General features: G+C 71.3%; 17 protein-coding genes. 3 read left to right on the top strand and 14 right to left on the bottom strand.

All coding sequences use genetic code 11. The annotated features are described in order from the left end of the window. Positions 1-24: 24 nt before the first annotated feature. A complete protein-coding gene (locus tag EFL95_RS14790) occupies positions 25-1,656 on the top strand; it encodes an AMP-binding protein (RefSeq protein ID WP_123234668.1) in 1,632 nt (543 codons plus the stop codon). Here the strand turns inward: EFL95_RS14790 and EFL95_RS14785 are convergent. From EFL95_RS14785 to EFL95_RS14765, 6 genes are read right to left on the bottom strand one after another with little or no spacing between them, the layout of a single operon-like run. After that, on the bottom strand, positions 1,653-2,192 hold the full coding sequence (locus EFL95_RS14785; RefSeq protein ID WP_123234667.1) for a nitroreductase family deazaflavin-dependent oxidoreductase: 540 nt from the start codon (positions 2,190-2,192) through the stop codon (positions 1,653-1,655). The two genes, EFL95_RS14790 and EFL95_RS14785, sit on opposite strands and share 4 nt — an antisense overlap. Then, complete coding sequence (locus EFL95_RS14780; protein ID WP_221176397.1) at positions 2,189-2,932, bottom strand: CPBP family intramembrane glutamic endopeptidase; 744 nt, start codon at positions 2,930-2,932, stop codon at positions 2,189-2,191. Before EFL95_RS14780 ends, EFL95_RS14785 begins: the two co-directional genes overlap by 4 nt. Beyond that, positions 2,929-3,834 (bottom strand): NAD(P)H-binding protein, encoded by a 906-nt coding sequence (locus EFL95_RS14775; protein WP_246004960.1) that lies wholly within the window; start codon positions 3,832-3,834, stop codon positions 2,929-2,931. The genes EFL95_RS14780 and EFL95_RS14775 overlap by 4 nt, the downstream gene beginning before the upstream one ends. Beyond that, a complete protein-coding gene (locus tag EFL95_RS19935) occupies positions 3,827-4,150 on the bottom strand; it encodes a hypothetical protein (RefSeq protein ID WP_246004959.1) in 324 nt (107 codons plus the stop codon). Before EFL95_RS19935 ends, EFL95_RS14775 begins: the two co-directional genes overlap by 8 nt. Beyond that, the gene (locus EFL95_RS14770; RefSeq protein ID WP_123234665.1) at positions 4,147-5,013 is read right to left on the bottom strand and encodes an FHA domain-containing protein; all 867 of its coding nucleotides are present in this window, start codon (positions 5,011-5,013) and stop codon (positions 4,147-4,149) included. The genes EFL95_RS19935 and EFL95_RS14770 overlap by 4 nt, the downstream gene beginning before the upstream one ends. Continuing rightward, positions 5,010-5,231: a hypothetical protein gene (locus tag EFL95_RS14765; RefSeq protein ID WP_123234998.1), complete on the bottom strand. Its 222-nt coding sequence runs from the start codon at positions 5,229-5,231 to the stop codon at positions 5,010-5,012. Before EFL95_RS14765 ends, EFL95_RS14770 begins: the two co-directional genes overlap by 4 nt. Positions 5,232-5,290: 59 nt before the next feature. Between EFL95_RS14765 and EFL95_RS14760 the strand changes: the two genes are divergently transcribed. Further along, positions 5,291-6,151, top strand: coding sequence for a DICT sensory domain-containing protein (locus EFL95_RS14760; protein WP_123234664.1), 861 nt, complete (start codon positions 5,291-5,293; stop codon positions 6,149-6,151). Between the two features lie 11 nt (positions 6,152-6,162). Here EFL95_RS14760 and EFL95_RS14755 read toward each other — a convergent pair whose 3' ends face one another. The 3 genes from EFL95_RS14755 to EFL95_RS14745 are packed head-to-tail and all read right to left on the bottom strand — an operon-like array spanning position 6,163 to position 9,655. Then, complete coding sequence (locus EFL95_RS14755; RefSeq protein WP_123234663.1) at positions 6,163-6,513, bottom strand: iron chaperone; 351 nt, start codon at positions 6,511-6,513, stop codon at positions 6,163-6,165. Positions 6,514-6,517: 4 nt separating this feature from the next. After that, on the bottom strand, positions 6,518-8,233 hold the full coding sequence (locus EFL95_RS14750; RefSeq protein ID WP_123234662.1) for a DUF3556 domain-containing protein: 1,716 nt from the start codon (positions 8,231-8,233) through the stop codon (positions 6,518-6,520). Positions 8,234-8,257: 24 nt separating this feature from the next. Further along, positions 8,258-9,655, bottom strand: coding sequence for an ABC transporter substrate-binding protein (locus tag EFL95_RS14745; protein WP_183407171.1), 1,398 nt, complete (start codon positions 9,653-9,655; stop codon positions 8,258-8,260). Between the two features lie 195 nt (positions 9,656-9,850). On the opposite strand from EFL95_RS14745, the gene EFL95_RS14740 reads away from it, so the two are divergent. After that, positions 9,851-10,324: a nucleotidyltransferase domain-containing protein gene (locus tag EFL95_RS14740; RefSeq protein ID WP_123234660.1), complete on the top strand. Its 474-nt coding sequence runs from the start codon at positions 9,851-9,853 to the stop codon at positions 10,322-10,324. A gap of 140 nt (positions 10,325-10,464) precedes the next feature. On the opposite strand, the gene EFL95_RS14735 is transcribed toward EFL95_RS14740, so the two are convergent. The 5 genes from EFL95_RS14735 to EFL95_RS14715 are packed head-to-tail and all read right to left on the bottom strand — an operon-like array spanning position 10,465 to position 14,284. Continuing rightward, positions 10,465-11,181, bottom strand: coding sequence for a RibD family protein (locus EFL95_RS14735; protein ID WP_123234659.1), 717 nt, complete (start codon positions 11,179-11,181; stop codon positions 10,465-10,467). Then, the gene (locus tag EFL95_RS14730; protein ID WP_123234658.1) at positions 11,174-11,959 is read right to left on the bottom strand and encodes a lysylphosphatidylglycerol synthase domain-containing protein; all 786 of its coding nucleotides are present in this window, start codon (positions 11,957-11,959) and stop codon (positions 11,174-11,176) included. The genes EFL95_RS14735 and EFL95_RS14730 overlap by 8 nt, the downstream gene beginning before the upstream one ends. Beyond that, positions 11,956-12,921: a glycosyltransferase family 4 protein gene (locus EFL95_RS14725; protein WP_123234657.1), complete on the bottom strand. Its 966-nt coding sequence runs from the start codon at positions 12,919-12,921 to the stop codon at positions 11,956-11,958. Before EFL95_RS14725 ends, EFL95_RS14730 begins: the two co-directional genes overlap by 4 nt. Next, entirely contained in the window at positions 12,918-13,310 is a 393-nt protein-coding gene (locus EFL95_RS14720; protein WP_221176396.1) for a 6-pyruvoyl trahydropterin synthase family protein, read from the bottom strand. The genes EFL95_RS14725 and EFL95_RS14720 overlap by 4 nt, the downstream gene beginning before the upstream one ends. Continuing rightward, positions 13,310-14,284, bottom strand: a complete 975-nt coding sequence (locus tag EFL95_RS14715) for a zinc-dependent alcohol dehydrogenase (RefSeq protein WP_123234656.1) — start codon at positions 14,282-14,284, stop codon at positions 13,310-13,312. The genes EFL95_RS14720 and EFL95_RS14715 overlap by 1 nt, the downstream gene beginning before the upstream one ends. Between the last annotated feature and the right edge of the window lie 44 nt (positions 14,285-14,328).

Raw genomic sequence — 14,328 nt, 5'->3', positions numbered from 1 at the left:
CGCCCTCACTGTGAGGATCGCCGCATGACCGAGACCACCATCGACGAGAGCATCTTCGACGTCGCCAGCCTGTGCGAGGCCTTCCAGAACACGGTGGCGCGGTGCGGCGACATGCCGGCCCTGCGCACGCCGGGCGGGGAGCAGGAGATCAGCTGGACCGAGTACGGCGACCGGGTACGCGGGATCGCGACCGGCCTGGCCTCCCTCGGCGTCGGCCCGGGTGACACCGTCGGGATCATGCTGCTCAACCGGCCGGAGTTCGCGCTGGTCGACACCGCCGCGCTGCACCTGGGCGCGATCCCGTTCTCGGTCTACAACACCTCCTCGCCGGAGCAGGTGAGCTACCTGTTCGGCAACGCCGGCAACAAGGTCGTGATCACCGAGCAGGCCTTCCTGCCGGTCCTCACCAGCGCCGCCACCGGGGTCGAGACCTTCATCAGCCTCGACGGGGGAGACGGCACGATCTCGCTGGCCGACGTCGAGGGGCGCGAGCTCGACGGCTTCGACTTCGAGGCGTCCTGGCGAGCCGTGAAGCCGGAGGACGTGCTGACCCTGATCTACACCTCGGGCACCACCGGACCGCCCAAGGGCGTCGAGCTCACCCACGGCAGCATGCTGGCCGAGCTGCGCGGCTGCAACGCGATGTTCACGGGTCGGGTCGGCGACCGCAACGTCTCCTACCTGCCCTCGGCGCACGTCGCGGACCGCTGGGGCACGCACTACACCTCGATGGGGATCGGGCACACGATCACGTTCGTCCTCGACCCGCGCCAGGTGATCGCGGCCCTGCCGGAGATCAGGCCGACGATCTGGGGCGCGGTGCCGCGGATCTGGGAGAAGCTCAAGGCCGGCCTCGAGGCCAACGGCATCACCGACCCGGCCGCTCTCCCCGAGGAGACCCGGCAGGGCGTGCGCCAGCTGGTCGGGCTCGACGAGGTGCGGTGGACAGCCTCCGGTGCGGCCCCGATCGCGCCCGAGGTGCTGCAGTTCTTCAGCGACCTCGGCATCCCGATCTGCGAGCTGTGGGGGATGTCCGAGCTGTCCTGCTGCGTGACGATCAACCCGCCCGACGACATCCGGATCGGCACCGTCGGCGTCGCGGTCCCCGGGGCCGAGATCGCCGTGGCCGACGACGGCGAGCTCCTGGTCCGCGGACCGCTGCTGATGCGCGGCTACCGCGGCCAGCCGGACAAGACCGCGGAGACGATCGACGCCGAGGGCTGGCTGCACACCGGCGACATCGGCACGATCGACGAGGACGGCTACGTCCGGATCGTCGACCGCAAGAAGGAGCTGATCATCAACGCGGCCGGCAAGAACATGTCGCCGGCCAACATCGAGCAGACCGTGAAGGCCTCGCACGCGCTGATCGGCCAGGCCGTCGTCATCGGCGACGCGCGTCCCTACAACGTCGCGCTGATCGTGCTCGACCCCGACGTGCTGGCCACGTACGCCGGACCGGGTGTCGAGCAGGAGGTCGCGGACGCGATCGAGGCGGCCAACGCCCGGCTGTCCCGGGTCGAGCAGGTCAAGAAGTACCGGATCCTGGAGACCGACTGGCTGCCCGGCGGCGACGAGCTCACCCCTACGATGAAGCTCAAGCGGAAGCCGATCGGGGAGAAGTACGCCGCCGAGATCGAGGCGCTGTATTCCTAGGCGGAGGCGTGCAGCGGCTCGACCCGTTGGCGCTCGGCTGCCGGGGGCACGAGCTCGAAGACCTTGATCTGCCGGTGGGTGCGCTGCTCGTAGCGCGCGAAGTTCGGCCAGGTCCGGACCATCACCGGCCACGCCTGTGCGCGCTCCTCGTCCACGAGCTGGCGCGAGACCAGGGCGGTGGTCTCGTTGCGGAAGCGCACCGTGACCTCGGGGTTCGCCTCCAGGTTCTTGACCCAGAGCGGTTCCCTCGGCCCGCCGAAGTACGAGCCCGCGATCAGGATGCGCTCCCCGTCCGGCACGCACAGCAACGGGTTGCTCCGCTTCAGACCGCTCTTGCGCCCGGTGGTGGTCAGCATCATGTTGGGCAGCCCGGCGATGTCGAGGATCGTGACCCGGCCGCTGGTGACGCGCTGGAGCAGCTTGTCGGTCCAGACGATCTGGGGGAGCAGCTTCGGCATCCAGGAGATGGCGCCGACGCGGACGCCCAGGGGCATCAGCAGACCGGGCTTGCGGGGCGGGAACGGCGGGTTGCTCATCGTGCTCTCTTCTCATCGGTGGTGCGGTCTCGGAACAGGGGTGGCAGGTAGCGGACCATCAGGGCGGACCAGGTCAGGTGGGTGATCACCGGAGCCTGGATGCCGCCCGAGGCGCGGCGCTGGAGCGCGAACAAGGTGCCCATCACGCCGGCGGCGAGCACCAGCGCTGGGTTGCGGGTGGTGGTCGTGGCGAGCGCGTAGACCGCCGTCGAGGAAGCGACCGGGTGGGCGTCGGCGAGCGCGGAGTACAGCGCGCCCCTGAAGAAGACCTCCTCGGCCAGACCGTTGGCCAGGGTCGTCGCCAGCACCAGCCGGTCGTCGCCCTCGTCGGCGAAGCGCAGCACCCGGGCAACGGCATCGCCCAGGACCGGGACCTCGCGGGCGACCAGGGCGCCGCCGTAGAAGAGGCCGAACGCGCCGACCCCGGTGGCCACCGGGGTCACCAGCGGGCGACGCAGGGTGGCGTCGCGGTTCTGGATCCAGCCCAGGTGCAGGGGGCCGGAGAGCGCCCCGCCCAGGGTCCAGGTCGCGGCGACCGCGGCCGTCGAGGCGTAGAACTGGCGTGAGCCGGGCCGGGTCGAGAGCGAGGCGCCGAGCAGGGCCGCACCCCCGAGCGCGGTGCCGGTGACCACCCGCCGGCGTCGGCGGCGCACCTTCGTGGTCTCGACCTGGTCCAGGTCGACGACGTGCGTCAGCGGCATCGGCAGGATCCGGTCCAGCCGTTCGAGGAAACGGCTCACCGCTCACCGCGCCGTTCGGCCAGTGCGACGCGGACGGCGTCGTCGTAGCTCATCGGCGGGAACGGAACCACCTCGCGGATGCTGGGGTCGTTGACCACCACGGTGTTGGTCATCGAATCGACGAGGTTCCGGCCGGTGCGGGTGTCGACGTCGGTGACGAAGGCGAGCCAGCGCGACGACAGCCCGGGGGTGAGCAGCGGGACCGGGAGGATCGGCAGCGTGCGCTCCTCGATCGCGGCGACGCGCTTGAGCATGTCGGCGTACGCGAGCACGTCGGGTCCGCCGATCTCGAAGGTCCGCCCGACCGCGTCCGGGTTGTCCAGGACTCCGACGAGGTAGCGGACGACGTCGGCCACGGCGATCGGCTGGGTCCGGGTGCGGACCCAGCGCGGGGTGACCATCGCGGGCAGGTGCTCGACCAGCTGCCGGGTGATCTCCCAGGAGATGCCCCCGTGCCCGACGACGATCCCGGCGCGCAGGACCGTGACCGGAACTCCCGCCTCGCCGAGCAGGTGCTCGACCTCGCGCCGGCTGCGCAGGTGGGCCGAGAGGTCGTCGGCGTCGTCGCCCAGGCCGCCGAGGTAGACGATCTGCCCGACCCCGGCCGCAGCTGCCTGCTTGCCGAAGGTGGCGGCCGCCTCGGCGTCCCGCGACTCGAAGTCCGCGCTCCCCAGCGAGTGCACCAGGTAGTACGCCGAGGAGCAGCCCTCCAGCGGTTCCGCGAGCGTCCCCGGGTCGGTCACGTCGCCGTGGACGGCGGTCCCGGGACCTCGGTGGTTCCCGGGACGCCGGGTCAGCACCCGGATCTCGCGCCCGGCCTCGTCCAGCGCCGCGACCAGCCGTCGACCGACGAACCCGCTCCCGCCGGCCACCAGGACCGGACCTGCCACGTTCTCAGGCACAGGCGACCTCGGCGCTCTCCACAGCCGGACCGCCCGACAGCGAGAGCAACCAGGCCAGCGGTGAGAGCCCGGAGCCTGCGTGCTCGGCGCACCGGGCCCAGGCGTGGACGTACGCGTCCTCGACGTCCCGATCCGCGGCTGCATGCACCCCGGCACCGCGCAACCCCCGCGACCGTGCCCGGGTGAGCGCCAGGCAGAACACCTGTCCGCTGGTGGCGTCGTAGAACCGCATGAAGGCGTCGGTGTCGCCGCCGGCTGCCCGCGTGAGCAGGTCAGCCAGCGGCGCAGGGTCGGCGTCGTACCGCGGGGCGCTCACGTCGACCCCGCCGTCCGGGGAGCGGACTGGCTGCGTTGGTGGCCGAGCTCGCCCCCGACCCTGCCGCCGTAGGGGCGGCCGTGGTCGGCGTACTCGGCCCTGCGGTACCCGAGGATCCATGCCCCCACCGTTACCCGGGCGCCGGTGCGCAACACCCGGCCACCGTCGGAGACCCGGGCGCCGTTGACGAGCGTGGAGGAGTCGGGGGAGCGGTCGTGCAGGACCAGCTCGTCCCGGTCGTCGTGGATGACGACGGCCTGGATCGGCGCCAGGCCGTCCAGCCGGATGTCGCAGCCGGCGTCGCTGCCGATCGTGGTCGCGTCGCCGCGCAGCGGGAACAGCACCCTGCGGTCTGCGGGCAGGCGGTGGTTCCCGGTGGTCAGCACCAGGCGCGGGTTGCCGCCGCGGCGTCGGTCGTGGGTGGTGCTCACCAGGCGGTCCGAGGGTCCGAACGTCGGCGCCAGCGGCAGCAGGGTGGTCGGCGGCAGGAGCTCGGCTCCAGGCAGGACGGCTCCCGCCGCCGACCCTCGGACGCGCCCGAGCGCCCCGGTCAGAGCGCCACGCACGCTGGCCACCCGCAGGTGCCGGGAGCGGGTGAACGCACGCTGCCACCAAGGGGCGTGCGTGGCGCCGATCTCGAGCAGCACCGTGTCGCCGGCGATGACGACCATGGTGATGCCGCGGGCGGCCAGGCCTGCGGCAAGGCCCCGCAGGTGGCCGGCGTCCCTCCCGCCGGCGAAGGACGCCGGATCGCTGAGGCGGACCTCGAGGCGGTCGCCCGTTCCCGCGACGGTCCCCTGCACCGTCGCGCGCCCGGGCGAGGTGACGCTGAACCTCAGGTCCGCGGCGACCTCGGTGGTCATCGTGCCGAGGCGTTGTCGCTGGTGGTGACCCGCAAGGTGCCGTCGACCTTCCAGACCGCGCGGGGTGCGTCCGGCCCGGTGTCGCGCGGGATCTCCACCGTGAGGTCGTCGAACCGGTAGTTGATCTCGGCCTGGCGGCCGGTCAGGAAGGACCACATCTCACGCCCGAGGTCGGACCAGTCGACGACCCCGTCCTCGGCCCTGCTCATGTTGCTCATCGCGACCTCCACAACCTCAACATAGAACCTAAACAGTTTGTTTAGGTTATGGTGTCAGCATGGACCAGGACCGGGACGTTGCGCAACCCCAGCTCACGATCGGCGATCTCGCCGAGCGCACCGGGCTGAGCCCCGCGGTGCTGCGCATGTGGGAGACGCGGCACGGGTTCCCCGAGCCGCAGCGGATCGCCTCCGGGCACCGCCGCTACACCGAGGCCGACGTGGACCTGGTCAAGCAGGTGCTGCGCCGCAAGGAGGCAGGCATCCGACTCGAGGTAGCGATCGCCGAGGCGTCGGCGACGCAGGCCCCGTCCTCGCCGTCGATCTTCGCCGAGCTCCGCCGCAGGCACCCGACGCTGGTCACCCACCGGCTGCGCAAGTCGACGCTGATCGCGCTGTCCTGGGCGATCGAGGACGAGTGCTGCGCGGTGGCGGAGTCGCCCGTTCTGTTCGGCGCCTTCCAGCGAGGCGACTTCTACGGGCCGTCGGCCGCGCGCTGGACCGAGCTGTCCCGGGTAGCGCGCTCGGCGATCGTCTTCGCCGATCACTGGGGAGGCACCGCCGACGAGGCGGAGGGACCGATCCGGGCCACGCTCGCCGAGGATGCGCCGATGCGACGGGAGTGGGCGGTGGTCTGCGACGCCTTCGACTCGACCGCCGCCTTGTCCGCCTGGGAGCTGCCCGGCCAGAGCGAGGTGCCCGACCGGCAGCGGCTCTTCGAGGCGGTCTGGACGGTGGACCCGGTCGCCGTGCGCGATGCCGCCCGGGTCGGTGCCAACGTGGCCGCCTCCGCCGGGGTGCTCGCCGCACAGCCGCTGCTCTACGAGCTGGCCGACCCGCCAACCCCGCGCTCCACCACGCCGACCGGCGTCACGGCGCTGTTCAACCGGGTCGTCGCGTACGTCGACCGGCTCACGTAGGCCGGGCTCGCCTAGAACCCGAGGATCGACAGCTTCGCGTCGACCAGGCTGCGCACCAGGTCGTCCGGCAGCGGCTCGTCGACCGCGAAGTGCAGCGAGCCCTTGGTGCGGGTGTAGCCGTCGACCAGTGCGCCCACGTCGGTGAGGACCTGGCTGCTGTGCGGCAGGTAGGAGAGGTGGTTCTTGAACGCCGCGAAGCCGGCGACCACCTTCCCGCGCACCTTGAAGGCCGGCATCCCGTAGGACAGGCACTCCTCGGCGTCGGGGACCACTGCCAGGATCGAGCGCCGCAGGGCCGCGAGCGTGCTGCGCTTGGGCTCGGGGACCCCCGCCAGGTAGGCGTCGATGTCCGCGGCCGCCACGGGCTCAGCCCTCGACGTGTACCGGGACGGTGTCGTCCCACGGCTGGCGGGTGACCATGTCGGCCACGTTCACGTAGCCGCGCTCGAACTCGCCCGTGGCGGCGTCGACCAGCCGGTACTGCTGGGTCTGCCGGTGGATCGGCTGGGCGTCGATGAGCACGATCCGCACCTCGCCGGGCTCGAAGTTGCAGCGCTTCTGCAGCGCGGCGATCAGCTGCTCGTTGTGCATGTGCCCGTCACCGAAGTTCCAGCCGATCGCGGTGCTGCAGATGCGCTCGCCGTCGAGCAGCAGGTACTCCGACTCGTCGGTCCCGGCCATCGCCCGGTGGGCGAGGGTGAACATCGCGCGGCCGTGGGTGTTGAAGCAGCGGAACGCGTAGCCCATGTAGAGCATCATCATCGCGTTCTCGGGGCTGCCGTAGTACCGCTCCATCTGCGACTGCGGCATGCTCGCGATCGAGACCACGTTCGCCTCGATCTTCGCCGACGCCGACGGCTTCACGCACCACAGCCCGGTGTCCCAGTTGCCGGCGTAGTAGCGCATGCCCGGCAGGAACGAGACCTTGCGCGGGAACAGGTTGCCGATCACCACGGTGCCGGCGACGACCGCCCACAGCAGCACCGGCCACGGGCTCGTCATGTCACCCAGTCCGACGTCGCTGTTGCCCACGAACAGCGCGAGCACGCTGAACATCATGAAGACGTTCCACTCCAGCGGCACGCCCATCGGGATGGCGGACAGGATGCCGAAGTGGAAGAGCAGCATCACGATGGCGGCGATCGTGGTCAGCGTGCCGCCGTGGCTGAAGAACAGCACCAGCGGCACCAGGCCCTCGATCGCGGTCGAGACGTGCGCCAGCAGGCGTGACGGCCGCCCCGGACGCAGGTCGTCGGGGAAGTTCTCGAAGAAGCGCCGCTTGATCCAGCGCGGGCGCAGGACCGGGTTGTTGCTCATCATCGTGGAGATGACGAACGGGAAGTGCTTGTTCAGCTTCGAGGTGGCCGCGCCCATCCAGATCGTCAGGCAGACCAGCTTGAGGGCGAGGACGGTGTCGACCGGCGACTTCGTCCAGAACAGGAAGGCCACGGTCAGCGAGGCGTACACCTCGCCGCGGCAGGCCAGGAAGATCACCTTGTCGCGCAGGCTGATCGCGGCCAGGACGCCGAGGATCGTCCAGATCTCCCACATCGGCAGCACGCCGGCCCCGCTGCCGCTCGTCGCCGGGTCGGAGAACAGCGCCACCACGAGGGCGACCAGCAGGGCGCCGTACAGGGCGCAGTCCACGGGGGTGCGGGTGTCACCCTTCGTCAACGGGATCCGGCCCGGCCACGGTGGCAGCCGGATGGTGCCCGGGCGCAGCCAGTAGAGCGGGGAGCCCATCGGCGGGAAGAAGCGGTTGTTCAGCGGCCCGAACCCGCAGCCGAGGCCGAGGACCTCGAACAGCATCGTGAACAGCACGACCTTCTCGTAGACGACCGGTGCGTCGTACCAGTCCTTCACGCTGGTGAAGCCGTCGATGCCGCTGGTGCTCAGCGCGAGCAGCCAGGCGACCAGCACGTAGAGCAGGATCTTGACCACGTAGAACACGTGCAGCACCACCGGCGTGCCGAACCCGACCTCGGCCCAGTGCCGGGCCATCGGCCGGATCTTCTCGGACCGGGTACCGGTGACCCACGTCGAGAAGTCGACCTGCGGTGCGTCCTGCTTCAGAAATCCCACAGGGGCACTCAACCAGAACTTGTTCTAGTACGTAAGACCGTCGCAGTGGTAGGCGCGCCCCTCGACCGGGACCCAGGCCTTGCCGTTCCACTGGATGAACCGCCAGCAGTCGCCGATCTTCTTCGAGCCGACGTGCTGCGGGGCGTGTGCACCGTTGGAGGTCCAGTTGTCGACGCCGCGCATCGAGGCGATCAGCGAGGCCCGGTTCAGCTTCCCGCCGAGCTTCACCGCCTGCTGGACGAAGAGCCGGGTCGAGGACCAGGCGAAGAGCCCGAAGAACGTCGGCTTGGCGCCGGGGGCGACCTGCTGGAGGTAGCGCTCGTAGAGCGTGATCTCGGGGTTGCGGGACGCCTCCTCGAACGGCACGAAGTTCATGAAGACGTAGGTGCCGACCACGGCCGAGCCGCCCGGTCCGGTGAAGTCGGAGTTGTAGGCCGACGGATCGAGCATGACCACCTTCGGGTGGAAGTCCAGCGACACCATCGCCTGGGCCAACCGCACGAACTGGGCCGAGGAGGCGATGAACTGCACCGACTGGACGTTCTTCTCCTTCATCTGCTGCACGTACGGCGAGTAGTTGAAGTCGGTGATGTCGATGCCCTGGTTGACGACGTAGTGCATCCCGCGCTTCGCCATGTGCTGGGCCTGGCTCTTGCCGTTGGCGGCGGAGGCTCCGACGTTGATGTAGAGCATCGCGGCGTTCTTGCCGCCGGTGCGCCGCTTGATGAAGTCCGGGACGGCGTTCTGGAAGGCGTCCGGACCGGCCGGCTGGGCGCTGAAGCAGGTCTTGCACGTGCCGCGCTCAACGGTGGTCGAGATGGCCCGGATGTCGGGGATCCCGCAGGACTCCGCGGTCTTGGCCCCGCCGGAGTCGAAGGCCGACATCGAGCCGACCATGGCAAAGTCGCTCTCGCAGCCCTTGGCGTAGGCGATCTGGTCGCCGCCGGCGTCGGTGTGGGAGTCGTAGAGGTCGAGCTGGAGCTTGCGCCCGCAGATCCGTCCACCGGTGCTGTTGAAGTAGTTCACGTAGGCCGCGGTCGCCTGCTGGGCGGCCGTGAACAGACCGGGGACCGGTCCGCTGATGTCGGACGAGTTGCCGATCCGCAGGGTGTCGTTGGTGATGCCCTTGCTGTTCTTGAAGCCGGCGCACGAGGCGCCACCGGGGGCAGCAGGTGCCCCGGGTCCGCTGGTGCCCTGGCCCGAGGGTCCACCCGGTCCACCCGTGCTCGAGCCGCTCGGTCCGTTGGTCGCCCCGTCGGAGACGACCGGGCCGTTGGAGGAGACCGGTCCGTTCACCGAGGTCACCTGCTGGCCGTTCCCGGAGGTCAGGCCGAGGTTGTTCGCGCGCGCGGCGGTCTTCGGGTCGATCGCACTGCCGCCGCAGCCGGCGAGCACGAGAGCCAGGCTCGCGACGAAGGTCACGAGCACAGGGGCATGGACGCCCCGGAGGGTCGGGCGGGGGTGCATTCCGTGAACGTACAGATCTGATCAGCCGAGCAATAGGGGGCCGGAACAACCTGTGGAGACTGACTAGACCGTGTTCTAGTTTTGCGTAACCCTCGGCGCAGCCCGGTGACTGGCGCCGGGCATCCGAAGGCGGACTGATAAGATAGCCTTATGAGCCTGGTGACCGAGTATCGCGAAGCGCGTCGAGGCGAGGAAACAGCGCGGCTCCGACGACTGCTGGCCCTGCGTGCCCTGGTCGCCGACGGCCTGAGCCAGCGTGAGATCGCCGACGAGCTCGGCGTATCGCAGCCAGCGGTGAGTCAGCAGCTGAAGAATGGTCCGGAGCTGACCGGTGTCCACCCGCAGGACCTCCTGGAGGCAGCCGCTCCCGTGCTCAAGGCCATGGCTGCAGAGCGAGCCTACGAACGCCTTGCCGTGTTCGGCTCGGTCGCCCGGCGCGAGGCGCGCCAGGACTCGGATATCGACCTCATCGTCGAGGCGCCCCCCGAGACGTCCTCGTTCGACTTCGTGGCCTTCAAGATGAAGATCGAAGAGGTGCTGGGTCGGGAGATCGACCTGATCGACTACGGCGGGCTGAAGCCGCGCATCGACGACGACATCCGGCAGGATGCCGTGCTGCTCTGATGGATCGTTCCGTTGCCAAGGAGCTTGCGCACATCGAGGGCTGGCTCGACCGCGCACAGGAGATCGTCGAGCGTTCCAAGAACGTCCCTTCGTCCCCTGTTCCAGGCCGCTGACGCCTTCCTCGGACCGAACGAACTCGGTTAGCGCCAAGCCGTCTTCGAGAACCGCTCCGAGAGCGCGTAGCGCAGCAGCACCACGTCCCCGATCTGCCGGGTCTCGACCAGCCCGGCCCGGTTCCCGCCCGAGAACGGGAACGGGCCCGGGCCGACGAACCGGGTTGCCTCCCGGTCGCCGACGAAGATCGGCGCGACCACCAGGTGAAGCTCGTCGGCGAGCCCCTGGGTGAGCAGCTGGGTGAGCACCTCGCCGCCGCCCTCGACCATCAGCCGGCGCACGCCGCGGCGGTGCAGGTCCGCGGTGACCCAGGCCAGCTCGACGGGGCGACCAGCGTCGACGACCTCGGCGCGGTCGCCGAGCTCGCCGGCGGCCATGTCCGTGGTGTCGCTGGCGCAGTAGACCAGCTTCGGGGCCGTCCCGGCGAAGAACCTCGCCTCGGGGTCGAGCTTCGCGCGGTTGGTGACCGTGACCTTGGCCGGCTGCGCCGGCAGACCCTGCTCGAGGCGGGTCCTGACCCGGTCGGCCGAGCGGACCTGGAGGCGCGGGTCGTCGTTGCGCACGGTCGCCGCGCCGACCAGGATCGCATCGCTGCCCGCGCGCACCGCGTCGACCCGGTCGAAGTCGGCGTCGTTGGACAGCAGCAGCCGCTGCTCGGACGCGTCGTCGAGGTAGCCGTCCAGGGAGATGCCGCAGGACAGCAGCGTGTAGGGGCGGGGCCCGGTCGTTCTCAGCTCAGTCATCGCGCCTCCCGAGCAGGGCGAGGCCGGGGAGTGTGGCCAGCGTGCTGATCACGCCGTAGGCGACCGCCACGGTCAGTCCGGTCTCCGCCGTCGAGCCGAAAGCCGTGAACGCCCAGGCAGCCATGCCCTCGCGCGGACCCCAGCCGGCGAAGTTCAGCGGGATCGAGGCGCCGAGCAGGACCAGGGCGCCGACCACGACCAGCGAGGTGGGCGACAGGTGCACCCCGACGGCGGCGGCTGCGGCGAGGAAGACCAGCAGGTGCCCCGTCGTGCTCAGCGCCGACAGCACGGTGATCGGGCCGCCGGCCGCGACCAGCACGACCACGGCAGCCAGTCCGACCCACCGCCAGTCGCCGGGCAGCAGCAGGGCCCCGATGAGGCCGAGCTGGGTGACCTGACCGATCCCGCGCTCCCAGATCACGGCCTTCCAGCCGTGGCGGACACCGCGGTAGACGTCGCCGACGACCCCGCCCGGCAGGGTCACGTTGAGCAGCTGGGAGCGGTAGTACGTGGCGTACGCCGTGCGCAGGGAGAGCTCGCCGCCGAGGCGCTGGGTGACCAGGGTCCACCGCAGGGCGCAGCAGTAGGTCGTCCCCGCGGTGACGACCAGGGCGACGCCGACCGACCACGGTCCGGCAGCGCGCAGCCCGTCGAGGAACGGAGAGATCCCGAACCGCAGCGCCAGCACCGCGAGCACCATCGCGCCCGCGGTGAACTGGAGCGTCGTCTGGAGGGACCGGGTGGCGGCGGGGGCCCGGACGTCGAGGACCTGGCTCATCCTGCGCCCTCCAGGGCCCGGGCCACGGCAGCGGCAGTCGCCTCCCAGCGCGGCAGCGTCGCGATCCGCTGCCACGCGGTCCGGCGCAGCCAGGTCCGCAGCACGGCGTCGTTCAGCCACCGGTCGAGCGCGGTCGCGAGGGCGTCCGGGTCATCCGGACGGACGAGCATCCCCGGGTGCGCGCCGGCGACCTCGCCGAGCGCCTCCGGTACGCCGCCCACCGCGCTCGCGATCACCGGGACGCCGTGGGCGAGTGACTCGGTGACGACCATCCCGTAGGACTCGGCCAGCGTCGGCAGCACGACCGCGTCGGCAGCCCGGTAGGCGTCCTCGAGCTCGCGGCGGTCCAGGGCGCCGGTAAAGGTGACCCGGTCGGTGATCCCGGCGTCGGCCGCCGCCTTGTGCAGCTCGTCGACGTAGTCCGGGTCGACGTCGGTCGCGCCGACCAGCGTGCAGGTCCAGCCCCCGGTGCCGCACCGGGCGAGTGCCTCGAGCAGCACGTGCTGGCCCTTGGACGGGGTCAGGGTGCCGACGCAGAGCAGGTTCCCCCCGGTCGCGCTCGGCGATCCCAGCCGGGCACGGTCGGTGCCGGGTACCGCGACCACGACGCGGCGCGGGTCCACCGACCGGTGGGCGAGCACCTGGCTCCGGGTCCAGGCGCTGGTCGTGACGACGGCCGGCGCCGCCGCGAGCAGCTCGCGCTCTCCCGGCGTACCGAAGAGCATGTGGACCAGCGGGACGGCACGGGCACCGGAGCCGAGCAGCGTGCCGGCCGCCCAGGACGCGACCAAGCTGTCGACCAGCAGCAGGCCGTCCACCGGAACCGGGTCGCCGGGGTCGAGCTCGTGGGTCGCGACCGTCCAGCCGCGCGCGACCAGCCCGGCACGCAGGTGCCGGTCGTAGACGTTGCCGCCGGTGGCCCGGGTGTCGAGCCCGCGGGGGACGAGGAGCGCGACGCTCACAACGGCCTCTCGTACGCCGCCCACGCGACGTGCGACTCGTGCAGCGTGACCTGGAGGCCGGTGAGCAGCGGGTCGTCGCCCAACCGGTCCGCGAGCCGGTCCGCGACCCAGCGGGCGACGGCCTCGGTGGAGGTGTTGGTGCCCTTGAACTCGTCCTCGTCGTCGAGGTTGCGGTAGTTGACCGCGGCCAGCACGTCCTTGAGCTCGCTGGCGGCGAGCCCGATGTCGAGCAGGATCCCGTCCGGGCCGAGGTCGGGCCCGCGGAAGGTGGCGTCGACGACGTAGGTCGCACCGTGCAGGCGCTGCGCCGGTCCGAAGACCTCGCCGGTGAAGCTGTGCGCGATCATCACGTGGTCGCGGACGGTCACGGAGAACAGGGAAGCGGACATCAGCGGGGACCTCCCGGGTAGGTGATCGTGTGGCAGAGAGCGGGGCGGCCGGACGCGAGGTCGGCCATCACGTCGGGCAGGTCGTCGAAGTCGGAGGCGCCGGAGAGCAGCGCGTCGAAGGCGTCGTCGCGCAGCAGCTCGAGGGCCAGGGCGAGCCGTTGGGCCCGCGTCCGGCGGTGCCGGCGGGCCAGGGCGACCTCGCCGACCTGGCTGGCCCGGACCCGCAGCCGCCCGGAGTGGAACGCTCCACCCAGCTCGAGGGTGACCGGCTCGTCGCCGTACCAGGAGAGGTCCACGACCTCGCCGTCCGGACCGAGCAGCTCCAGGGAGCGCTGCAGCCCGGCCGCGGTCGCGGTGGCGTGCAGGACCAGGTCGCGGTCGCCGGGGACGTCGTCGGGGTGCGCGAACGCGACGCCGAGAGCCGCGGCCACCTCGGCCCGGGTCGGGTCGACGTCGGCGAGCACCACCTCGGCGCCCGGGATGCCGGCGGCCAGCCGGGCGACGCTGCAGCCGACCATGCCGGCACCGACGACCGCGATCCGGTCGCCGAGCCGCGGGCCGGCGTCCCAGAGGGCGTTCAACGCGGTCTCGACGGTCCCGGCCAGCACCGCTCGTGTGGCCGGGACCTGCTCGGGGACGGGCGTCACCTCGGACGCCGCGACGACGTACGCCGTCTGGTGGGGGTGCAGGCAGAAGACCGTGCGGCCGACCAGCGCGGGCTCGCCCGCCTCGACGACGCCGACGTTCAGGTACCCGTACTTGACCGGGCCGGGGAACTCGCCGTCCTGGTGCGGAGCCCGCATCCGCTCGTGCTGGTCGACCGGAACGGCGCCGCGGAAGACGAGGGTCTCGGTGCCGCGGCTGACGCCGGAATGCAGCGAGCGCACCCGGACCTGGCCGGGTCCGGGCTCGGCGACGTCGACCGTGCGGATCTCGCCGCGGCCGGGGCTGACCCAGAACGCCCGCTCCTGCATCGCTGAACCTCCCTGGTGCGTGGACCGTATTGATGGGTGTCACC

Origin of the sequence: Nocardioides marmorisolisilvae, assembly GCF_003725775.1 — a bacterium.
Taxonomy (GTDB): domain Bacteria; phylum Actinomycetota; class Actinomycetes; order Propionibacteriales; family Nocardioidaceae; genus Marmoricola; species Marmoricola marmorisolisilvae.
Note: the sequence above shows the minus strand (reverse complement) of the source record. Positions and strands in the feature narration are given on the sequence as shown.